Origin of the sequence: Rahnella ecdela (assembly GCF_019049625.1) — a bacterium.
Lineage (GTDB): Bacteria > Pseudomonadota > Gammaproteobacteria > Enterobacterales > Enterobacteriaceae > Rahnella > Rahnella ecdela.
Map to the genome: position 1 here is coordinate 179,168 of NZ_JAFMOY010000129.1, position 21,409 is coordinate 200,576.

At 52.8% G+C, this 21,409-nt stretch carries 20 protein-coding genes; 2 read left to right on the forward strand and 18 right to left on the reverse strand.

What is annotated here, in order from left to right:
• Nucleotides 1–24: 24 nt before the first annotated feature.
• From rpsR to yjfP, 4 genes are all read right to left on the reverse strand, one after another.
• Complete coding sequence (gene rpsR / locus J1784_RS16650) at nucleotides 25–252, reverse strand: 30S ribosomal protein S18 (protein WP_002210155.1); 228 nt, start codon at nucleotides 250–252, stop codon at nucleotides 25–27.
• Nucleotides 253–256: 4 nt separating this feature from the next.
• Nucleotides 257–574, reverse strand: a complete 318-nt coding sequence (gene priB, locus J1784_RS16655) for a primosomal replication protein N (protein ID WP_095923688.1) — start codon at nucleotides 572–574, stop codon at nucleotides 257–259.
• 5 nt (nucleotides 575–579) lie between these two features.
• Nucleotides 580–972 carry a 30S ribosomal protein S6 gene (gene rpsF / locus J1784_RS16660; protein WP_013573776.1) on the reverse strand — a complete coding sequence of 131 codons (393 nt, stop codon included), beginning with the start codon at nucleotides 970–972 and terminating at the stop codon, nucleotides 580–582.
• A gap of 150 nt (nucleotides 973–1,122) precedes the next feature.
• Entirely contained in the window at nucleotides 1,123–1,872 is a 750-nt protein-coding gene (gene yjfP / locus J1784_RS16665; RefSeq protein ID WP_217150159.1) for an esterase, read from the reverse strand.
• A 279-nt stretch (nucleotides 1,873–2,151) separates the two neighbouring features.
• Here yjfP and J1784_RS16670 point away from each other — a divergent pair, with 279 nt between their 5' ends.
• Nucleotides 2,152–4,101 (forward strand): methyl-accepting chemotaxis protein, encoded by a 1,950-nt coding sequence (locus J1784_RS16670; RefSeq protein ID WP_217150160.1) that lies wholly within the window; start codon nucleotides 2,152–2,154, stop codon nucleotides 4,099–4,101.
• A 94-nt stretch (nucleotides 4,102–4,195) separates the two neighbouring features.
• The gene (bsmA, locus tag J1784_RS16675; protein ID WP_217150161.1) at nucleotides 4,196–4,507 is read left to right on the forward strand and encodes a biofilm peroxide resistance protein BsmA; all 312 of its coding nucleotides are present in this window, start codon (nucleotides 4,196–4,198) and stop codon (nucleotides 4,505–4,507) included.
• Here the strand turns inward: bsmA and J1784_RS16680 are convergent, their stop codons facing one another.
• From J1784_RS16680 to tsaE, 14 genes are all read right to left on the reverse strand, one after another.
• The gene (locus J1784_RS16680) at nucleotides 4,508–6,139 is read right to left on the reverse strand and encodes an isovaleryl-CoA dehydrogenase (protein ID WP_217150162.1); all 1,632 of its coding nucleotides are present in this window, start codon (nucleotides 6,137–6,139) and stop codon (nucleotides 4,508–4,510) included.
• 136 nt (nucleotides 6,140–6,275) lie between these two features.
• Complete coding sequence (rlmB, locus tag J1784_RS16685; RefSeq protein WP_014411562.1) at nucleotides 6,276–7,019, reverse strand: 23S rRNA (guanosine(2251)-2'-O)-methyltransferase RlmB; 744 nt, start codon at nucleotides 7,017–7,019, stop codon at nucleotides 6,276–6,278.
• Between the two features lie 149 nt (nucleotides 7,020–7,168).
• The gene (rnr, locus tag J1784_RS16690) at nucleotides 7,169–9,667 is read right to left on the reverse strand and encodes a ribonuclease R (RefSeq protein ID WP_217150163.1); all 2,499 of its coding nucleotides are present in this window, start codon (nucleotides 9,665–9,667) and stop codon (nucleotides 7,169–7,171) included.
• A gap of 41 nt (nucleotides 9,668–9,708) precedes the next feature.
• Nucleotides 9,709–10,134, reverse strand: coding sequence for a nitric oxide-sensing transcriptional repressor NsrR (nsrR, locus tag J1784_RS16695; protein WP_120134181.1), 426 nt, complete (start codon nucleotides 10,132–10,134; stop codon nucleotides 9,709–9,711).
• 228 nt (nucleotides 10,135–10,362) lie between these two features.
• On the reverse strand, nucleotides 10,363–11,661 hold the full coding sequence (locus J1784_RS16700) for an adenylosuccinate synthase (protein ID WP_112286826.1): 1,299 nt from the start codon (nucleotides 11,659–11,661) through the stop codon (nucleotides 10,363–10,365).
• 144 nt (nucleotides 11,662–11,805) lie between these two features.
• Nucleotides 11,806–12,006 (reverse strand): DUF2065 domain-containing protein, encoded by a 201-nt coding sequence (locus J1784_RS16705; RefSeq protein ID WP_120508556.1) that lies wholly within the window; start codon nucleotides 12,004–12,006, stop codon nucleotides 11,806–11,808.
• A gap of 95 nt (nucleotides 12,007–12,101) precedes the next feature.
• Nucleotides 12,102–13,100, reverse strand: coding sequence for a protease modulator HflC (gene hflC / locus J1784_RS16710; RefSeq protein WP_217150164.1), 999 nt, complete (start codon nucleotides 13,098–13,100; stop codon nucleotides 12,102–12,104).
• A gap of 2 nt (nucleotides 13,101–13,102) precedes the next feature.
• Complete coding sequence (gene hflK / locus J1784_RS16715; protein WP_217150165.1) at nucleotides 13,103–14,410, reverse strand: FtsH protease activity modulator HflK; 1,308 nt, start codon at nucleotides 14,408–14,410, stop codon at nucleotides 13,103–13,105.
• A gap of 33 nt (nucleotides 14,411–14,443) precedes the next feature.
• Nucleotides 14,444–15,748 (reverse strand): ribosome rescue GTPase HflX, encoded by a 1,305-nt coding sequence (gene hflX / locus J1784_RS16720; protein WP_217150166.1) that lies wholly within the window; start codon nucleotides 15,746–15,748, stop codon nucleotides 14,444–14,446.
• 98 nt (nucleotides 15,749–15,846) lie between these two features.
• Nucleotides 15,847–16,155: an RNA chaperone Hfq gene (gene hfq / locus J1784_RS16725; protein ID WP_013573763.1), complete on the reverse strand. Its 309-nt coding sequence runs from the start codon at nucleotides 16,153–16,155 to the stop codon at nucleotides 15,847–15,849.
• Between the two features lie 114 nt (nucleotides 16,156–16,269).
• Entirely contained in the window at nucleotides 16,270–17,211 is a 942-nt protein-coding gene (gene miaA / locus J1784_RS16730) for a tRNA (adenosine(37)-N6)-dimethylallyltransferase MiaA (protein WP_217150167.1), read from the reverse strand.
• Nucleotides 17,204–19,144, reverse strand: a complete 1,941-nt coding sequence (gene mutL / locus J1784_RS16735) for a DNA mismatch repair endonuclease MutL (RefSeq protein WP_217150168.1) — start codon at nucleotides 19,142–19,144, stop codon at nucleotides 17,204–17,206. The genes miaA and mutL overlap by 8 nt, the downstream gene beginning before the upstream one ends.
• A 34-nt stretch (nucleotides 19,145–19,178) precedes the next feature.
• Nucleotides 19,179–20,930 (reverse strand): N-acetylmuramoyl-L-alanine amidase AmiB, encoded by a 1,752-nt coding sequence (gene amiB / locus J1784_RS16740; RefSeq protein ID WP_217150169.1) that lies wholly within the window; start codon nucleotides 20,928–20,930, stop codon nucleotides 19,179–19,181.
• Nucleotides 20,931–20,937: 7 nt separating this feature from the next.
• On the reverse strand, nucleotides 20,938–21,405 hold the full coding sequence (tsaE, locus tag J1784_RS16745; RefSeq protein ID WP_217150170.1) for a tRNA (adenosine(37)-N6)-threonylcarbamoyltransferase complex ATPase subunit type 1 TsaE: 468 nt from the start codon (nucleotides 21,403–21,405) through the stop codon (nucleotides 20,938–20,940).
• Nucleotides 21,406–21,409 lie beyond the last annotated feature (4 nt).

A 21,409-nucleotide genomic window follows, 5' to 3' on the forward strand; every position in this document is an offset into this window, starting at 1 on the left:
AAGTCGTTAATAGACAGTGGCCGATTACTGATGACGATCAGTGTATGGCAACAATGAAAGGTAGCGAGCGCGCTTGATGCAACGAGCGAGCTGACGCTGGTATTTTGCACGAGTACCGGTAATACGGCTCGGGACAATTTTACCGCTTTCGGTAATGTAGTTTTTCAGTGTAGCGATGTCTTTGTAATCAATCTCTACAACGCCTTCCGCGGTGAAACGGCAGAACTTGCGACGACGGAAATAACGTGCCATTAGGCTAGTCTCCAGTATCTATCAAATCAATCTGCTCGGCATGTAACACCACTTTATTCAGTCCATTGCGCCCTTGATGGCAGCTAATGAATCCGGTAACAGTGAGTTGCGTGCCGACCGTTAAACTGTGAGTTAATGCTTGTGACGCTTGTCCACTGACAACCACGGGCATTCTGCACCATGCTTGTCGGTTAAATCCGGCTTCCTGCTGCGATGATTTGTGCTCTAGCACAAACTGGCAGTGTGGAATGCCCGAAGGACTGACTTTACGAATGGGGGTCTTGCACACTGTGCCGGACAACACCAGACGATTCGCCGTCACGGCAATTACTCTTCAGAATCCCCAGCTTCAGCATCATCGTTAGCTTCAGCAAAGTCTTCGCGGCGATCACGACGCTCGTCTTTTGCTTTAACCATTGGAGATGCTTCAGTTACCGCGTGTTTAGTACGCATAACCATGCTACGGATAACGGCGTCGTTGAAGCGGAAGTTAGTTTCCAGCTCATCGATCGCTTCCTGCGGAGCTTCAACGTTCAGCAGAACGTAGTGAGCTTTGTGCAGTTTGTTGATCGGGTAAGCCAGTTGACGGCGGCCCCAGTCTTCCAGACGGTGAATCTGACCAGCAGCGTTAGTGATTACTGCACTGTAACGCTCGATCATGCCCGGAACCTGTTCGCTTTGGTCAGGGTGAACCATAAAAACGATTTCGTAATGACGCATCGAATTGCTCCTTACGGATTATTCAGCCTCCTGTCAGGGTCAACCGCGGCCCATGGAAGCAAGGAACGTGTTTGTGTGCGGTCGAAAAAATGACGCGCAATTATATGTACAGCCTGTGGGAAACTCAAGGAGAAAGGCAGATTAATTTCTCTACAGCTTTGTCGCGAAGAATGCGGTGGTTTCTGCCAAGGCATGAACCGAGACTTTATGCTTCGCACCCGCTTCAGAAATAAAGGTCAGATTGGCATCCGCGCCACTGTCTGCCAGTTCCTCACGCAGCCGCTGACTTTCAGCAAATGGCACAACATCATCATCTTCGCCATGCCAGACAAACAAAGGAATATCGGCGATTAGCGCTGCTTTTCCGCCGATATCGAGACTCAGCAAAGGCCCAGCCTCGCGTTCAAACACGTCCCGCTGCACGATGTTGCCTGCGTTAAAAGCGGGGAAAAGATGGTGCGATAAGCGTGCGAAATAACCGGATCCCATCAGGTTCGCCGCCGCTTTCACCCACGGGAATTTCACCAGCGCCGCCATAGTGGTCATCCCGCCCATCGACACACCGCCGACGCCTAAACGCTGCGGGTCCGCCAGACCGCACCCCACAAATACGTCTTTCAGGATTGCCAGCTCGTCAATGTTGTTTTGTAAGATGCCCCAGAAATTCGCCACTGTTCTGGCATCGTCTTTTTCTGCTCGGGCACCGTGCATTAATGCGTCTGGCAGGATCACGCGAAAACCCGCTTTGGCCAGCGTATAGCCGAAATAGGAATAAATTTCTTTGGATGACAGAAAACCATGATAGAAAAAAATCGTCGGCAGCTGTCGCTGATACTGTCCGGCGGGCACTGCGTGGATCACCTGGATGCCTTCAACGGTTTCTTCATACATCTCAACCATCGTGTATTCCCCCTGCGCGTTTAGAAAAATCATGGGCTCGCTGTGTGCGAACATTCTACGGGACTGGGAACGGGCGACCACTCCCTTTTTCGTATAATTTATAACCTGTTATGCTCAGTTCTCTTTTTTCAGACGACCGATCTTAATTAAAATTCACACATTCATGTTTATTTCATTGATTCAGATCAATTTTTACTGAAATAACTGGTTACATTTGATCATTAATCCTTTCCCGTTTTCCGCCGTTAGTGCGCTATCAGAAGCTAACGGAAAAAATCCATGGAAACGTCACCAAAACGCTCATTTCGCAGCTGGAGCATTGGCGCAAAACTGGCCAGCATTGCCTCTTTGCTGGTCGGTTCGTTATTTATTATTTTCACTTTGTCACTGACTCACTCCGCCGGTAAACAGGTGAATGCGCTGGCGGTCAATGCCATTTCTGAACAGGTCACCGGCGTGGTGGACATGATTGAAATGTACAACGCCAGCCTGAATGCGGAAGTGGACAGCTATACGCGCCTGTTCAGCCATTTCCTGCCAGAGAATTTCGAACTCGATACGACCAGTCCGGTGATGGTCGGCGAACAATCTGCACCAGTGATTAAAGCTGGCGGTACGCCGCTGAATCTCGACAGCAAAATTCCCGATGATTTTCTGGCCCGCACCGGCGCAATCTCTACGGTATTCGCCCGCCGTGGTGATGATTTTATCCGCGTGACGACTTCCCTGAAAAAACAGGATGGGAACCGCGCCATCGGTACTCTGCTCGACAATACCAGCCCGGCTTATGCACAAATCATGGCCGGACAATCCTTCAGCGGGCTGGCGACCTTGTTCGGCAAAAAATACATCACCAAATATCAGCCAGTGCGCGACGCACAGGGCAACGTGATTGGGATTTTGTTCGTGGGTGTGGATATCACGCAAGAATATGGCGATATGCGCCAGAAGATCCTGTCAAAACGCATTGGCGAGAAAGGCTATTTCTTTGTGCTTAACAGCGCGCCGGGGAAAGATCTGGGCAAATATCTGGTGCATTCCGCCGATGAAGGCAAAGCGCCGGCCTGGCCTGACGGCGAACTACAACAGGTGATGGCGCAGCCTAAAGGCCAGCGTGAATACACCGATATTGCCAGTCATCATCAGCAATTTATGGTGTATGCAAATGTTCCCGCCTGGCACTGGGTGGTTGTGGGCAGCACCGATAAAGACAGCCTGATGGAGCAGGTCAACAGTACGCGTAATCACTTCCTGCTGATTAGCCTGCTGGCGCTGGCCTGTTTCGCCGCGCTGTTTATCGGGCTGACGCGCAAACTGGTCAGCCGCCCGCTCAGCGACGTAGTAAGCATTGCACAGCAATATGCCAGCGGCGACTTACGTGCCCGGGCACAAACCCGACGAATCGATGAAATTGGTGCGCTGATGCACGCCATCGACGGCATCGGTCACGGACTGGAGAAAATTGTCGGCGAGGTACGGCAGGTTTCGTCGGAAATCATGCTTAACACACAAGGACTTGCGCACGACAGCGAGCAGATCAATCAGCAGATCGGTACGCAGGCCAGTAGCCTGGAAGAAACGTCCGCCAGCATGGAGCAGATCACCGCTACCGTGCAGAACACCGCAGACAACGCCACGCAGGCGACTCAACTGGTGCAGCAGACCGACAAAGCCGCTACCGTCGGTGCCGATGCGGTAAAACACTCGGTTGAAAGTATGGAGGCCATCAAGCACGCCTCAACGCGCATTGCGGATATCACCACCGTTATCGAAGGCATCGCCTTCCAGACCAATATTCTTGCGCTTAACGCCGCTGTAGAGGCCGCCAGAGCCGGTGAACATGGCCGTGGCTTTGCGGTTGTCGCCTCGGAAGTCCGGGCACTGGCGCAGCGTAGCTCTAATGCGGTGAAAGAGATCGAAACGCTGGTCGCCGATTCCCTGAGTAAAGTGGAAGACGGCCACCAGAGCGCTGCAAAAACGCAGGCGAATATGAGCGACATTTTGCAGGGGATCCGCCAGGTGAAAGTGCTGATGAGCGATATCGACGTGGCATCACACGAACAATCTTCCGGCATTTCACAGGTGAATATTGCCATTATGCAAATTGGGAAAGCGACGCAGGAAAACGCCACACTGGTGGAAAATTCACAGCAAACCGCGGCGGCGCTCAGCGAACAAGGGCGTCACCTCTCACAGCTGGTCAGCGTCTTTAAAATTTCCGAACGATAAAACGTGGATCGCGCGGCAATAAACACCGCGCGGACTCGCCAGCAGACCGGTGAAAGGGCTACACTCAGGTATCGCCCTTTTACTGGATATCACGATGAAATCCTTTCGAATCTCCGCTGCGCTGCTGTTACTGGTTGCGCTCAGCGGATGCAGTAATCTCATGCAAACCACACCGGTTCCGCCGCCTGCGGTAACGGCCAAAGCGCAGGAAATTACCCGTTCGCAGACATCTACACTGACTAAAATAGGCAGCATTACCGCGGATGTCATGGGCAGCCCGATGGATGTTGAAGCAGAAATTCAGCGCAAAGCCGATGCCGCTGGTGCGCATTACTACGTGATCATGTTTAACAGCGAAACCATTATTCCCGGCCGCTGGTATTCGCAGGCCACTCTGTATCGCTGATTATTCAGCACCGATCGCGCGGTTGAGCAACAGCTGGGATAAGCGTTCCGGCAACAGCGTTTCGCCGCGCGGGTCGAGTACCATTCTGCACCAGGCGTCCGCTACCGGCGGCGAGGAAAATTCCAGCATCGGTGTTGCCGTCATCAGGTTAAACAACTGTCCGGTCAGCCAGCGTCCGTGCGCTTCTTCACCACGACGCAGGCGTTGTAAAAACTGGCGGGACGCCCGGTCAAATATGCGGTTTTGGCCGCGTGCCTGATACAATACCTGTTGCAACATTTCTCCGCTGGCGGGCAGCTTTTTGAGCGTGCGCAGCACATCCAGACACATCACATTGCCCGACCCTTCCCAGATACTGTTGACCGGCATTTCGCGGTACAACCGCGGCAACTCACTGTCTTCGCAATAACCTATCCCGCCCAGCGCTTCCATAGCCTCTGCCACAAAAGGCATCCCCTGACGGCACACTTCAAACTTGGCGGCAGGGGTCAGCAAGCGGCAGAGCAGTTGTTCTGCGGGATTGTCCTGAGAGCCGGTCGCCGCCGCCAGACGCATCAGCAACATCGTCTGCCCTTCCAGCAGCAGCGCCATACGGCTCAGCGTCTGGCGCATCAGCGGCTGTTCGATGAGAGGCTTACCAAAAACCTGCCGCTGGAAGGCGTGGTACAGCGCAACCGACAGTGCCCGCCGCATCATGGCGTGACTGCCCAGCGCGCAGTCAAAACGCGTATGACCGCCCACTTTCAGGATATGACGGATGCCCTCGCCTTCTTCGCCCAGCAGCCAGCCGGTCGCATTCTGAAACTCGACCTCGCTGCTGGCATTCGAGCGGTTGCCCAATTTGTCTTTCAGACGTTCGATGCGAATTGCATTACGCGTGCCATCGGGCAGAACCCTTGGCATAAAGAAGCATGAAAGTCCGCCGTCGGCCTGTGCCAGCACCAGATGGGCATCACTTTGCGGTACGGAGAAAAACCATTTATGGCCGATTAGATGATAAGGCTTTCCGCTGCCTCGCCCTTCCTGCGCCGTGGCCCGCGTGGTGTTACTGAGCACATCAGAGCCCCCCTGTTTCTCGGTCATTCCCATGCCAATCAGGACGCCTTTCTTCTGGTCACCGGATTGCAAATGCGGATCATAACGATCGGATAACAGCGGTCTCAGCCAGCCGCTGAATTCCGGCGGCAGAGTTTTTTGCAGCAATGGGATCGCGCCAAACGTCATGGTCACCGGGCATAACGTTCCCGCCTCAACCTGACCGTGAAGAATAAAACGCGCTGCACGGGCGACCGCCGAACCGATACGCGCATCTTCCTGCCACGGTAAATTATGCACACGGTTAGCGATAAGCCCCTGCATCAGCAGATGCCAGGCGGGATGAAAACGCACATCGTCGAGGCGTTCGCCGCAAGGGTCATAACGCAAAAGTTCGGGCGGATTGGTATTTGCCAGCCTTCCCAGCTCCAGCGATTCTGCAGAACCTAATTGTTGCCCGAGTGACGCCAGCACATCGGCATCCCAGCCAGCCTGCTGACGGGCGACAGCTTCACGCAGCGGGGTGTCTGAAAGAAATAAGTTGCTGTTACTCAGTGCCTTGGGCTGATTGAAAACCCGGTGTGTTTCCCAGTTCATCGCCTGCTCCCTTTCAAAAGGACATGGCCTAAGTATGGTAAAAATCGGAGAATTAACAGACGGGCGGATCACAAACGCAGAAATGCAAACGGGAGCCAAAAGGCTCCCGTTTAATCAGAGACTGAATAAGCAGAAATCAGCTTTTCTTCAGGCCGCGCTGACGTACCGCTTCGAACAGGCAAACGCCGGTCGCGACGGAAACGTTCAGGGAAGACACGCTCCCTGCCATCGGAATGCTGATCAGTTCGTCACAATGTTCGCGGGTCAGACGGCGCATACCTTCGCCTTCTGCGCCCATCACCAGCGCCATCGGGCCGGTCATTTTGCTCTGGAACAGGTCGTGATCGGCTTCACCGGCGGTACCGACGATCCAGACATTGTGTTCCTGCAGTACGCGCAGGGTACGCGCCAGATTGGTCACGTTAATCAGTGGTACATTTTCAGCCGCGCCGCTGGCGACTTTCTTAGCCGTAGCATTCAGTTTGGCAGAACGGTCACGCGGGACGATCACTGCGTGAACACCGGCTGCATCCGCGGTACGCAGACAAGCGCCCAGGTTGTGCGGATCGGTTACGCCGTCCAGCACCAGCAGGAACGGGCAATCGAGGCTTTCCAGCAAAGCAGGCAGGTCGTTTTCCTGATACTGGCGGCCTTCGCGCACACGCGCGATAATGCCCTGATGCACAGCACCTTCAGATTTCTCATCCAACCACTGGCGGCTCGCCACCTGGATCACGATACCGCTGGCTTCCAGCTCGTCGATCAGCGGTTTCAGGCGTTTATCGTCACGACCTTTCAGGATGAAAACTTCCAGAAAACGTTGCGGATCGTTATCGAGTAAGGCTTTAACGGAATGGATACCGTAGATAATTTCGCTCATGATGCTCTTTAAAATAGACTTGCGGACAGCAAGCTGTCCGCAATTTAACAGTAATTGCGGGCGATTCTATCACACCCTTCATCATTCATGCTGCAGATGCGTTGGCTGCAACCTGAATGCTTTTAGGTAAAATATTACGCCCGTCTGGCTTAGCTTTCTGCTGACTTTTTCTTCGCGCGTTTGGCTTTGGTTGCCGCAGCAATTTTTGCTGTTTTATCAGAAGGCTTCTTTGCTTTCTTCGGCTTACCATCTTTACCGACCGCGCCTACCGCTTTCTCTTTCTTCGGCTTAGCGGGTTTGGCGTCATCTTTGCGGAAGGCGCTGTCCGGCTCAAAGTTTACGTTTTTCTTACCGGTACGGCGACGACCAGCATTAGCCGGTGCCGCGGAACGCATGGAACGCTCGCCGCCTTTCTTGGCGCGATCACGTGCAGTTTTGCCTTCACCACGCGCTTTGCGGGTGCTGGAAACCAGCGCGAAATCGATTTTACGTTCGTCCATATGTACGGCTTCAACGCGAATTTCAACGGTATCGCCGAGGCGGTAAACCGAACCAGAGGACTCACCGACCAGACGCTGGCCGATATTGTCGTAACGGTAATAATCGTTGTCGAGCGAGGACACATGCACCAGACCGTCGATAAACAGGTCGTTAAGGCGTACGAAGAAGCCGAAGCCGGTGACGCTGGCGATAGTGCCGGTAAACACTTCACCGACGTGATCCTGCATAAAGTCACATTTCAGCCAGTCCGCCACATTACGGGTCGCTTCATCCGCACGGCGTTCTGCCATCGAACAATGCTCGCCGAGTTGCAACATGTCTTCGTAATCACTGTGCCAGCCGCCGGTTGGCGTCCAGCGATCTTTCAGCGTACCGTGCTCTTTCGCCAGCAGGTACTTGATCGCACGGTGCAGTGCCAGATCCGGATAACGACGGATTGGTGATGTGAAGTGACCATAAGATCCGAGCGCGAGACCAAAGTGGCCACGGTTTTCCGGATCGTAAATCGCCTGTTTCATAGAACGCAGCAGCATCGTTTGCAGCATTTCGCGGTCAGGGCGATCGGCCAGTTCATCCATGATCTGAGCGTAATCTTTCGGCTCAGGCTTCATGCCGCCGCCCATCACCAGACCCAGCTCACCCAGCACGCTTTTCAGCGCGGAGATATGGTCATCGCTTGGACGGTCATGCACACGGAACAGCGCCGGTTCGTTATGTTTTTCAACAAAACGCGCGGCAGCAATGTTTGCCAGGATCATGCACTCTTCAATCAGTTTATGAGCATCGTTACGCACGGTCGGTTCAACACGTTCGATACGGCGCTCCGCGTTGAAGATGAATTTCGCTTCTTCAGTTTCGAACGCGATACCACCACGTTCTGCACGCGCCTGATCCAACATTTTGTACATGGTGTGCAGTTCAAGAAGATGCTTCACCAGCGGCGAATACTGCTCACGCAGTTCAGGATCACCTTCGATGATGCGCCAGACTTTGTTGTACGTCAGACGCGCGTGGGAGCTCATCACCGCTTCGTAGAATTTAGAACTGGTCAGCTTGCCCTGCGCGGAGATAGTCATCTCACAGACCATACACAGACGGTCTACCTGCGGGTTCAGGGAACACAGGCCATTGGAGAGCACTTCCGGCAGCATCGGGACAACCTGCGACGGGAAGTAAACGGAAGTCGCACGGCTGCGCGCTTCATCGTCGAGCGCAGTGCCGTGACGGACGTAATAACTCACGTCGGCAATTGCCACCCACAGGCGCCAGCCACCACCGCGTTTTTGCTCGCAATACACTGCGTCATCGAAGTCGCGCGCATCTTCACCATCAATGGTGACCAGCGGCAGGCTGCGTAAATCGACGCGGCCTTTTTTAGCTTCTTCCGGCACCTGTTCGCTGAGGTCTTCGACCTGTTTCAAAACCTGTGGCGGCCAGACGTGCGGAATTTCATGGGTGCGCAGCGCGATATCTACCGCCATGCTGGTTCCCATTTTGTCGCCGAGGACTTCAACGATTTTACCGACCGCTTTGGTACGGCGCGTCGGACGCTGTGTCAGCTCGACCACCACCATATAGCCCATGCGCGCGCCGTTAATGGCATCGGCAGGGATCAGGATGTCAAAACTCAGACGGCTGTCGTCAGGCACCACAAAACCGGCACCGGCATCAGTAAAGTAACGACCAACAATCTGGCTGGTTTTGGGCACCAGAACACGCACGATGCGCGCTTCACGGCGACCTTTACGGTCGGTTCCGACCGGTTGTGCCAGAACCACGTCGCCGTGGATGCACATTTTCATTTGCTCAGCAGAAAGATACACATCATCTTTCTTCACGCCTTCGAGGCGCAGGAAACCGTAACCATCGCGATGGCCGATAACCGTGCCTTTCAGCAGATCCAGACGCTCCGGCAGCGCGTAGCACTGGCGGCGGGTAAAGACTAACTGGCCATCACGTTCCATCGCACGCAGACGACGGCGCAGGGCTTCCAGTGATTCTTCTCCGGACAGATTCAGTTCGTTACCGATCTCTTCCCGGCTGGCTGGGGTTTCACGTTTTGCGAGATGTTCCAGAATAAATTCACGGCTGGGAATAGGTGATTCGTATTTTTCTGCTTCTCGTTCCAGGAATGGATCTTGTGACATAGCGGTTCCTCCGTTGTCATCAGCAGTTTGTTGAAAGTCTTTCATTCAACAAGCAATAATTTGTAGAGCGTTGAATTATCTTTGACCATATCGGCCAGAGTGTACTGATTCAGCTCATCAAGAAAATGTTCTACAGCAGTGTGCAGGACTTGTTTTAGCCGGCATGCGGGCGTGATATGACAAAAGTCGCTGGCGCAATTGACCAGCGTAAGAGGTTCCAGTTCGCGCACCACGTCGCCAATGCGAATGGTCTCTGCGGGCTTGCCCAGTTTAATCCCCCCGTTCTTTCCGCGAACGGCAGTCACCAGGCCAGCACGGCTCAACTGATTAATGATTTTCACCATGTGGTTGCGCGATACACCGTAAACCTCGGTGACCTGCGAAATGTTGGTCATCTGATCGTCTGGCAATGAAGCCATATAAATCAACGCTCTCAAACCATAATCAGTAAAACTCGTTAACTGCACACATACCTCTGGGTAGCTATTTACCCGGTCTTTCCACGTCAGCAATGACAACAGGGTGAAGATGATTGTTTATTATGACACTTTGATGATAAACCAGCCGCGAACTTTGCAGCTAATCATTTAGATAGTGGATGGTTTATGGAAAGTACACAAGGGAAGGGATTCAGAAAAAAATAAACCGGGCAATTATGCCCGGTTATGACGTTTTTTCGCAATCAGCTCAGACTGTTATGCGTCAAACGGGTCGCGCAGGATCATGGTTTCGCTACGATCCGGGCCAGTAGAGATAATATCAACCGGCACTTCTGTCAGCTCTTCGATACGCTTGATGTAGTTCAGCGCTGCCTGTGGCAGGTTTTCTACTTCTTTAACGCCGAAGGTGGTTTCGGTCCAGCCTGGCATGATTTCGTAGATTGGCTCGATACCTTCCCAGCCTTCAGCAGCCAGCGGAGTGGTAGTCATTTCGCGGCCATCAGGCATACGGTAACCGACACACAGCTTCACTTCTTTCAGACCGTCCAGCACGTCCAGTTTGGTCAGACAGAAACCAGACAGGGAGTTGATCTGCACAGAACGACGTACAGCCACGATGTCCAGCCAGCCACAACGACGGCTACGGCCAGTGGTCGCGCCAAACTCGTTACCTTGCTTGCGCAGGAACTCGCCGGTTTCGTCGAACAGTTCAGTCGGGAATGGACCTGCACCCACGCGGGTGGAGTAGGCTTTAACGATACCCAGAACATAATCAACGTAACGTGGACCAATACCTGAACCGGTAGCAACGCCACCAGCGGTGGTGTTGGAAGAGGTTACGTACGGATAAGTCCCGTGGTCGATGTCCAGAAGCGTACCTTGTGCGCCTTCAAACATGATCAGGTCGCCACGCTTACGCGCGCCATCCAGCAGCTCAGAGACGTCAACAACCATTGCCGTCAGGATGTCGGCGATAGCCATTACATCATCTAACGTTTTCTGGAAATCAACGGCTTCTACTTTGTAGTAGTTCACCAGCTGGAAGTTATGGTAATCGATGATTTCTTTCAGCTTGATAGCGAAAGTTTCTTTGTTGAAGAGGTCACCTACGCGCAGACCGCGACGGGCAACTTTATCTTCATAAGCCGGGCCGATACCACGACCGGTAGTGCCGATCGCTTTATCGCCACGCGCTTTTTCGCGCGCCATGTCGAGAGCGACATGGTAAGGCAGGATCAGCGGGCAAGCTTCAGACAGTAACAGACGTTCGCGTACAGGGATGCCACGAGCTTCAAGTTCGCCCATTTCTTTCATCAACGCGTCAGGAGCCAGAACAACACCGTTGCCGATGATGCTGGTCACGTTTTCACGCAGAATGCCAGAAGGAATTAAATGAAGAACGGTTTTTTCACCGTTGATAACCAGAGTGTGACCGGCGTTGTGACCGCCCTGATAGCGCACAACATATTTAGCCCGTTCAGTAAGCAGGTCTACGACCTTGCCTTTCCCTTCATCACCCCATTGAGTGCCGAGTACGACGACGTTCTTACCCATCTCAAGAATCACCAGGTTGCTTAAAAAAGGATTCTAACATCTCATTCTGTGCTTTCCAGCACTTTTAGCACACGTTTGCGGGAAAATTTTTAATTGCGTGCTACGCGTCGCAACAAGACGTGACACCAGGGTTGTAACAAAAGCTCAGCCACCCAGACGACTACGCAACATGTAGTAAATAACGAAGCCCGCGACCACAAGTCCCCCGCCAAAACGCCGTAAAACGGAGTCCGGAAGATTCGCCAGCGAGAGGATCATTTTTCTCCACGTTTTTGGATAAAGCATCGGTCCCAGGCCTTCAAGAACCAAAACTAACGCCAGCGCCAGCCAAATTGTCGAATTCATGATGAATTAGTCTCGTTACATCCTTTCCCAAAAAGAGAAGGATTTCTGAAAAGACAAAAGGCCCATTAAGGGCCTTTTGGAAATTGCACAAGCAATTACTTATTTTTTTCAGGTGACTTCATGAAGCGGAAGAAATCGCTGTCAGGGCTCAACACCATGACGTCGTTACCACTCTTGAAGCTGGCCTCGTAAGCACGCAGGCTACGGATGAATGCGTAGAAGTCAGGATCCTGGCTGAATGCATCAGCAAACAGTTTGGCCGCTTCAGCATCGCCTTCACCGCGGGTGATACGGGCAGTACGTTCTGCTTCAGCCACAGTACGGGTTCTTTCGTAATCCGCCGCTGCCTGAATCTTAGTCGCCTCTTCTTTACCCTGAGAGATGTGACGCAATGCCACCGCATTACGCTCAGCACGCATACGATCGTAAATCGCGCTGGACACTTCTTCCGGCAAGTTGATTTGTTTCAGACGTACATCTACCACTTCAATACCCAGCGCCGCCATGCTGTTCGGGTTGACCGCAGGCTGTTTGCCTTTAGTTTCCTGTTCAACACGTTTGGCCGCAGAGGCAATCGCATCATCAGCTTCTGTTGTTGCTTCAGGCTCATCGCCTACGCTACCGGTATTCAGCGCATCACGAACGTCCTGCGTCAGACGACCACGGGAGTCGGTCACGATGTCTTTCACATCCAGACGACCAATTTCAGAACGCAGACGGTCACTGAATTTACGTTTCAGCAGGATCTCTGCCTGAGAAACATCACCACCGCCCGTTGCCAGGTAGTAGCGGCTGAAATCACTGATACGCCATTTCAGGTAAGAATCGACGATCAAGTCTTTCTTCTCGCTGGTCACGAAGCGGTCAGCCTGGTTATCCATAGTCTGAATACGCGCGTCGAGCATTTTAATGGATTCCACAAATGGAACTTTAAAATGCAGACCTGGCGCATACACCAGCGGTTTGTTATCGCTGTCACGCAGGACTTTACCGAAACGCAGCACGATCCCGCGCTGACCTTCCTGAACTACAAACAGTGAGGCATAAAGCGCCACCAGCACCACAACGACGATAAGTAAAAATGACTTACGCATTGTTATTCTCTCCCTACGCGAAGTGTATCGTCACGCTGTGCGTTTGCACGGCGCTGGTCCATGACACTGCCAGACGAACGGGAACTGCTGGTACCGGCACTGCTTTTGCCATTACTGCTGGTTAAACCCGGAACGGAAGGCAACAAACCTGATTCATCATTTTTGCTGGCGTCATTGGCTGCTGCATTGCTGCCACGCAGCATCTGATCCAGCGGTAATACCATCAGGTTATTCCCTTTGTCACTCACCAGAACTTTACGGGTGTGACTGAGGACTTTTTCCATGGTTTCAATATACAGACGCTCACGGGTGATTTCCGGCGCGGCTTTATATTCAGGCAACAGTTTGGAGAAACGGGCAACTTCACCCTGCGCTTCCAAAACAGTACGATCTTTATAGGCTTTTGCGTCTTCCAGTAAGCGTTGTGCTTCACCGTTTGCCAGAGGCTGAATCTGGTTCGCATACGCTTCTGCTTCACGAATAGACTGTTGCTCTCTTTCGCGGGCTGCAATCGCGTTATCGAAGGAAGCTTTCACTTCTTCCGGCGGACGCGCAGTCTGGAAGTTGACGTCCTGAATGGTAATACCCATTTTGTACGGACGAATGGTTTCTTCCAGTACACGTTGGGTATCGCTACGCACGGTGGTACGGCCTTCAGTCAGGATTTTATCCATCGTGTATTTGCCGATGACGCCACGTAATGCGCTGTCCGTTGCCTGGCTCAGGCTGTCGTCAGGATTGGCGACGCTGAACAGATAGGCTTCAGGATCCGTCACGCGGTACTGAACGTTCATTTCAACGCGTACCACGTTTTCGTCGGAAGTCAGCATCACGCCAGATGCAGCAAGTTCACGTACCGATTCTACGTTTACTGCGCGGACCTGGTCGATGAAGGTCGGTTTCCAGTTAAGGCCCGGCTCAACCAGATGGCTGAACTTACCAAAACGGGTCACAACGCCACGTTCGGCTTCTTTAATGGTATAGAAACCTGTTGCAGCCCAGATAACCACCACCGCTGCGACTGCGATGCCGGCAATCCGGGTGCCACTCATTCCATGACCGGAACCGGTTGGCGTACCGTTGTTGTTGCTGCCATTGTTATTATTGTTGCCTGAACCTTTTCCACCGAAACCACCCAGCTTTTTGCTGAGTTTACGGAAGATATCATCCAGATCAGGTGGCCCCTGATTGCGGCCGCCCTTGTTGTCATTATTTCCACCAGAATTTCCACCAGAGTTGCCGCTATTATTATTGCTGCTGCCCCAGGGGTCGCGGTCCTGTCCGTTATTACCGGGCTGATTCCACGCCATGTTATAGCTCCATTATTCTATGATTGGTGTTCTTCAGGCCAAATCAGACAGGCTCTGGTTGCGGACATAGCTTTCCAGTTCCTGCTCTTGTTTGCAGAGGCGGCGCCAGTCAACGATGGGCATTCGCACCATCAGACCAATACTGCCATCCTCTTCAATCCATTCTTTTTCAATTGCCTGAAGCTGGTAAAAACGGCTACGAAGGCGGCCTGCTTCCGGCGGCAAGCACAATTCATGCTGCGCGATTTCGCCAGAGAGTCGCTCCGTTAATGCCTGAAAAAGCAACGGAATGCCTTCACCTGTCACGGCTGAAAGCCAAACTCTGACAGGCAAATTATCCTCGTTGCGGTCGATACGCGGGACAAAATCATCCAGCATATCTATTTTATTCATCACTAACAGCGCAGGAATTTCATCTGCTTCGATCTCTGCCAGCACCGTATTCACCGCGTCAATATTCTCCTGAACACGGATGTCCGCTGCATCAATAACATGTAATAACAGAGATGCCTGTCGGGTTTCCTGCAACGTTGCTTTAAAGGCCGCAACCAAATCATGGGGCAGGTGACGAATAAACCCTACGGTGTCCGCCAAAACTGTTTCCCCGACATCTGCCACCATAATGCGGCGCAGCGTAGGATCGAGCGTAGCAAACAACTGATTGGCCACATAAACATCGGCCTGAGTAATACGATTAAAGAGTGTGGACTTCCCGGCGTTGGTATATCCAACCAAAGACACCGTCGGAATATCCGCACGAACGCGTGAACGGCGCCCCTGTTCACGCTGCTTAGCCACTTTTTCAAGACGGCTGAGGATTAAAGTAATTCTGTCGCGTAGTAAACGGCGGTCAGTTTCGAGCTGGGTTTCACCCGGACCACGTGCGCCAATACCGCCGCCCTGTCGTTCAAGGTGCGTCCAGCCACGAACCAGTCGGGTAGCAATGTGGCGTAATTGCGCCAGTTCTACTTGTAACTTACCTTCGTGTGTTCGGGCCCGCTGGGCAAAAATATCTAATATCAATCCGGTGCGGTCGACAACGCGACATTCGCAAAAGGCTTCCAGGTTTCTTTCCTGGCCGGGGGACAAGGCGTGATCAAACAGGATGACAGAAGCGCCCGTTGCTTTGACGGCATCTGCGATTTCTTGGGCCTTTCCTTCACCGACAAAGTATTTTGGGTGCGGTGCCTTACGGCTCCCGGTGACGACTTGCAACGCCTCTACACCTGCAGAAGAAACCAGCGATTCAAATTCGCTCAGATCCTCTGTGTCTTTGTCTCGCGAGAAATAGATATGAACCAGTACGGCCTGCTCACCGGCTTCATAACGGTCAAACAAGCTTGCGACCTCTCATTTGGGAAAAATTCGCCAGCCGGGGGGTCATAAGCATAATCGGAATACTTATGAACCCCTTCGTGGTTGACCAACGTTGCGCTTTATTCAGCGTCATCGTTTTCCTGCTGCGGCTGTTGCGCAGACGGAGTACTACCTTGGTGATAATTGTTGGTGCTGCCCGAACCTGGATTATTGCTATGGTGTGACACCGGGCGGGAAGGCACTACGGTGGAGATAGCGTGTTTATACACCATCTGGCTTACCGTATTTTTTAACAGAATGACAAACTGGTCAAAAGACTCAATCTGGCCTTGCAGCTTAATACCATTCACCAAGTAAATAGAAACCGGAACACGTTCACGACGCAATGCGTTCAGGAACGGATCTTGCAAAGATTGCCCCTTAGCCATTCTATCTTTTCCTTATTAGTTTGTTGTTTGTAACTTTGAGCCTATCGGCTCGAAAATAAATCACATAAAAAATTTGCGCGCTGAGTACTCATCAATTGTACACAATCACCCAACCTATGCACTAACAACCTGAATTACACGGTTTAGGGCCTCTTCTGGCTTCTCAGAATCGAGCCATTCGACACCCTCCCAACCTCGCAACCAGGTCATCTGACGTTTGGCCAGCTGTCGTGTCGCGCAAACACCACGATAAACCATTTCATCGTAATCGAATTCACCAGATAAATATGACCACATCTGGCGATAGCCTACACAGCGAATAGAAGGCAAATCGGTATGCAAATCGCCCCGAGCTATCAGCGTCTTGACTTCGTCTTCAAAACCATTGGACAACATCTGACTAAAACGTTCCTCGATCCGCGCATGTAATAATTCACGCCGGGTCGGTGCAATCGCAAACTGCTGAACGCGATAGGGCAATGTTTCACCCGAAATTTTAGTCAGTTCCGTTAAAGTTTTACCCGAAATAAAAAAAACTTCCAGTGCTCTGGACAGTCTCTGCGGATCATTCGGATGAATTCGCATTGCCGCCACGGGATCTATCTCGCGCAATTGGTCATGAAGCGCTTCCCAACTCTGCTCTGCTGCCTGCTTTTCGATACGTTCACGAACCTCAGGGTCAGCCGGTGGTAACGGGGAAAGTCCTTCAAGCAATGCCTTGAAATAAAGCATAGTCCCACCTACCAATAACGGGATCTTATTGCGTGAGGTTATTTCAGCCATTTCGCGTAATGCGTCGCGACGAAAGTCAGCGGCGGAATAAGCCTCAGCCGGATCCAGAATGTCGATCAGGCGGTGCGGCGCCTGCGCCAGTTCTTCCGCCGTCGGCTTGGCAGTACCGATATCCATCCCACGATAGATTAAAGCAGAGTCCACGCTGACTAACTCAACGGGAAGATGATTCATCAGCGACATCGCGAGTGCCGTTTTACCGGATGCGGTCGGCCCCATTATAAAAATAGCAGGGGGAAGCGCGTTGTTTTCAGAGTCAGTCATGCTTAAAAGCCGCCAGCGCGGGCTGTAAATCAAGAGGTTGCAGAAGTCCGGACGGAGGCGATTTCACCAACTGCGGGCAAAGACGCTCAACATCCGTGAGTAATTGTATGGCTTGTGAAATCGTCCATACCTCGTGCTCGCAGCCACAGTGGCGGGCAAACCACATGGCTACCGCATCAGAAGTCACCTCCTGCTGAACAGCAAGGTAACCTAACAGATCAGGTATCAACTTTTGTAAATTTTGTTGGCGTAATGGTAAAGGTACCGCGCGAACCGTCACACGATGCGACTCATTGAGCATTTCTAAACCAAAATGCTGTAATAACGTCTGATGGCGCGCCATGACAGCGGCCTCTTCTTTACTCACATTCAGTTTCAGCGGGATTAAAAGCGGCTGTGGACGTAACCCTTCTTCCGGTGGTGTCAGCTGCGCCCGTTTCAGCCAGCGATCGGCCACCGGCAACGACAGCAGCACCAGCTGTTTGCCGCGCTCAAGCAATGCATATTCCGCCGAACAGACCGTCAGCACACGCCCGAAACTCTGACTGTGCGATTCCAGCGCCGGTTCAGCCAGTGTACGGGCCGCTGTTGCGGCAGGCTTAGCGGGCTGTGCCACGACCGGAGCCGGTTCCTGCAAGGAAAATGACTCGGGCGCGGGCTGCAATAAACGTCCGTACGCTTTACTTTCAGAAGGATTATAAGCCGGTTCATTGCTGCGAAAAGCTGGTTCCCTCGGCTGGCTGGCACGTGCCGTTTCAGGAAATACATTTTCACGTGAAGGGCTGTTGTTTTCACGATGAGTACTGTTTTCACGCGCTGATGATGATTTGCGTTCAGCCGGTTGAGAGAAATGATTTCCACCCGCGGCCTGACGGTTTTCTTGCTGCCAGCGCGGCATATCTTCCTGAAGCTGTGGCTCATCGAGCTCCGGCGCGCCCGCCTGCTGTAATACGGACATTACCGCCTGATAAATAAAATCATGTACCAGCCGCGACTGATGGAAACGCACTTCGTGTTTGGCCGGATGCACATTCACATCCACCTGATGCGGATCGACATCCAGATAAAGCACATACGCGGGCTGCTGATCGTCTTTCAACTGATCCTGATATGCCTGACGGATCGCGTGGTTTATCAGGCGATCCTTCATCATGCGGTTATTCACATAGCAATACTGCATGTCTGTCAGGTTGCGCGAACCGGCCGGATCCGCCACCCAACCGTGTATCGCCAAATCACCGTGACTCCATTCCACTTCCAGCGCGTGCTCGACAAACGTCGGGCTGCAAATGCTCGCCAGACGGCGGGACGACTGTGAAGGGTCTTTGACAGCGCGATATTGGCGGATAAGTTTGCCGTTGTGGCTCAGATTGACGGAAACGTCAAAACGCGCCAGCGCAATCCGGCGAACGACTTCATCAATATGGGTAAATTCAGTTTTCTCGGTGCGCATGAATTTACGGCGGGCGGGCGTGTTGTAGAACAAATCCAGCACTTCCACGGTCGAGCCCTGCGGATGCGCAGCCGGTTTGACGGTGACCGCCATATCTCGCCCTTCGGCGTAGGCCTGCCAGGCTTCATTTTGTTCAGCCGTGCGCGATGTCAGGATAAGACGCGAAACCGAGCTGATACTCGCCAGTGCTTCGCCGCGAAAGCCGAGACTGAGAATAGCCTCGAGATCGTCAAGACAGGTGATTTTACTGGTGGCATGACGTGCCAGTGCCAGGGCCAGATCGTCTTTGCCGATCCCGCAGCCGTTATCCCGAATACGGATAAGCTTGGCACCGCCGCGATCGATATCAATATCGATTCGCGTAGCGCCCGCATCAAGGCTGTTTTCCACCAGCTCTTTCACCACGGAAGCCGGCCTTTCGACAACTTCGCCCGCTGCTATCTGGTTAGCAAGTTGCGGCGGCAGTACCTTGATCGGCATAGCGGCTCCTGTGGCAGGCGGTTATAAACCGTCCTTAAGACTGTGGAATAGTTAAGGTTTGGCCGAGCTGTACCTCGCCAGACTTCATGTGATTTGCGGTTTTGATGTCATTCATACTGACACCATATTTACTCGCGATTGCCGACAACGTATCACCGCGTTTAACCGTATGTTTCGCCGGTTTCTTCGAGGATTTTGCCGTTGTTCCTGAAGATGTGCGGGTGCCCGCTGGCACTTTCAATCGCTGGCCGACCCAGACGCCGTCTTTTTTCAGTTTATTGAGGTCACGCAGCGCTGCGTTGGTCGTGCCGTAACTGTTGGCGATACCGGTCAGGGTTTCACCGCGGGTCACTTTATGGATCTGCGTGGCACCGGCTGCACCAGCGGTCACTTCAATCGGACCCGGCTGACTTGTGGTGCTGGCAGCCGCGCTATTGTCTGCCGCCGCTGCTGATGAGGCCAGCAGCGGGCGGTTTTCGACCTTTGGGCCGTTTTGTATCGGGTGCGACTGGAAATAATTACGCAGACCGATGTGAATGGCCCTCGCAATTTTATCCTGGTACGCGCTGCTGCCCAGCAGCCGCTCCTCAGTTGAGTTACTGATAAAGCCGGTTTCCACCAGCAATGAAGGAATATCCGGCGAACGCAATACGCCCAGACTCGCGTGCTCTGGTTTCGCTTTATGCAACGAGCCGACGGAGCGCAGTTCGCGCAGAACGCGGGTCGCAACGTCATACCCGACGCGTTGGGAGTGACCAAACTGCAAATCAAGCACTGCCTGACTCAGATACGGGTCAGACGCGGTATTCGCCAGCACATCACCCGCGCCGCCGAGCAGTTCGGATTGCTTCTCGTGCTGCTCCAGCCAGTTACCCATTTCGCTGTTCGCGCGGCGGTTCGACAGCACCCAGACCGAGGCACCACGTGCGCTGCGGCTTGGCGCGGCATCGGCGTGAATGGAAACCAGCACGTTGGCGTTTTTCTTTCGCGCCACGTCGGAACGTCCCATCACGGAAATAAAGTAATCACCGTCACGTGTTAATACCGGCTGGAACATCGGATCAGCATTCAGAATCGCCTGCAATTTGCGGGCAATAGCGATAGTGACATTTTTTTCTTTCAGACCGCCTGCGCCGATAGCTCCGGGATCCTGTCCGCCGTGACCGGCATCAATCGCGACAATGATTTTGCTGTCGCTGGTGCTGACTGTTGAGGAACGCGAGTTATCCGGTGCAACGGTAGTGGAAACCACTTTGGTCTGATCGTTGGTAAACGGATTAGATTTAGATGAGGGTATGACCGTTTTGCCTGCATTTGGCGAAGGCGTATTGGTGGCCGTTACCACCGGCGCAGACCGGCGCGGTGCGGGCGCAGCGGCATTCATGGTCAACACAACGGTATACTGGCTGCCGTCTTTCTGCTTCGTCGCGTTGGTTCTGACTTTCTGATTCAGTTCAAATACCAGACGCTGACTTTGTGCATTAGGCGGTGTACTGGCACGCACACGCGTCACCAGATTCTGACCGTTGAAATTGAGCGGCAGACCTTTCATCACGCCATCCTGGCGGATATCCATCACCACACGTTCAGGATTATGCAGCGGAAAAAAGGAGTAATCCGGCGAACCGTCAAACGTAATCGTAACTGTCGACTGCGTTTGTCCGTTGGAAACATTGATGTTTTTCATGCCTGCGGCGAAAACCGGCGATGCCAGTACTGCAAACAACATCAGCGCCGATAAACAAATCGACGCCGACGTAAATAAAGAGATAAAACGTGAATTCATCGCGTGATCATCCTTGCTGTTGAACACGATGCAGCAAATTTATGCCAGATTCAGAAACCGCCACAAGCTTTGCGGTACGCCCGGTCTGGCAGTAATCCAGCGTCAGTTCAATATCCGGTTCGGGTAACACGCCCGCGCCCTGCTGCGGCCATTCGACCAGACAGATGGCATCCTGCGCGAAATAATCGCGGATCCCCATAAATTCCAGTTCTTCCGGATCCGCAAGACGGTATAAATCAAAATGATAGACGGCAATCTTTTCCAGCTGATAAGGCTCAACCAGCGTATAGGTCGGGCTTTTCACATTGCCCTGATGCCCCAGTGCCTGAAGAAATCCCCGGCTAAAGGTTGTTTTACCGGCTCCCAGATCGCCATAAAGATGGATAACCGTTGAGCCTTCGCAGGCTTTCGCCAGGGAAGCACCTAGTTGCAGCGTTGCCGCTTCGTCGGGTAAAGAGATATTAAGTTGATTCATTCAG

What these genes read in the sequence shown, in the direction of transcription:
- hfq (WP_013573763.1), bottom strand. Translation starts at nt 16,155, where the DNA reads ATGGCTAAGGGGCAATCTTTGCAAGATCCGTTCCTGAACGCATTGCGT.
- J1784_RS16670 (WP_217150160.1), top strand. Translation starts at nt 2,152, where the DNA reads ATGGAAACGTCACCAAAACGCTCATTTCGCAGCTGGAGCATTGGCGCA.
- rpsF (WP_013573776.1), bottom strand. Translation starts at nt 972, where the DNA reads ATGCGTCATTACGAAATCGTTTTTATGGTTCACCCTGACCAAAGCGAA.
- miaA (WP_217150167.1), bottom strand. Translation starts at nt 17,211, where the DNA reads ATGACTGACTCTGAAAACAACGCGCTTCCCCCTGCTATTTTTATAATG.
- mutL (WP_217150168.1), bottom strand. Translation starts at nt 19,144, where the DNA reads ATGCCGATCAAGGTACTGCCGCCGCAACTTGCTAACCAGATAGCAGCG.
- rpsR (WP_002210155.1), bottom strand. Translation starts at nt 252, where the DNA reads ATGGCACGTTATTTCCGTCGTCGCAAGTTCTGCCGTTTCACCGCGGAA.
- hflK (WP_217150165.1), bottom strand. Translation starts at nt 14,410, where the DNA reads ATGGCGTGGAATCAGCCCGGTAATAACGGACAGGACCGCGACCCCTGG.
- J1784_RS16680 (WP_217150162.1), bottom strand. Translation starts at nt 6,139, where the DNA reads ATGAACTGGGAAACACACCGGGTTTTCAATCAGCCCAAGGCACTGAGT.
- amiB (WP_217150169.1), bottom strand. Translation starts at nt 20,930, where the DNA reads ATGAATTCACGTTTTATCTCTTTATTTACGTCGGCGTCGATTTGTTTA.
- tsaE (WP_217150170.1), bottom strand. Translation starts at nt 21,405, where the DNA reads ATGAATCAACTTAATATCTCTTTACCCGACGAAGCGGCAACGCTGCAA.
- rnr (WP_217150163.1), bottom strand. Translation starts at nt 9,667, where the DNA reads ATGTCACAAGATCCATTCCTGGAACGAGAAGCAGAAAAATACGAATCA.
- J1784_RS16705 (WP_120508556.1), bottom strand. Translation starts at nt 12,006, where the DNA reads ATGAATTCGACAATTTGGCTGGCGCTGGCGTTAGTTTTGGTTCTTGAA.
- hflC (WP_217150164.1), bottom strand. Translation starts at nt 13,100, where the DNA reads ATGCGTAAGTCATTTTTACTTATCGTCGTTGTGGTGCTGGTGGCGCTT.
- yjfP (WP_217150159.1), bottom strand. Translation starts at nt 1,872, where the DNA reads ATGGTTGAGATGTATGAAGAAACCGTTGAAGGCATCCAGGTGATCCAC.
- rlmB (WP_014411562.1), bottom strand. Translation starts at nt 7,019, where the DNA reads ATGAGCGAAATTATCTACGGTATCCATTCCGTTAAAGCCTTACTCGAT.
- J1784_RS16700 (WP_112286826.1), bottom strand. Translation starts at nt 11,661, where the DNA reads ATGGGTAAGAACGTCGTCGTACTCGGCACTCAATGGGGTGATGAAGGG.
- bsmA (WP_217150161.1), top strand. Translation starts at nt 4,196, where the DNA reads ATGAAATCCTTTCGAATCTCCGCTGCGCTGCTGTTACTGGTTGCGCTC.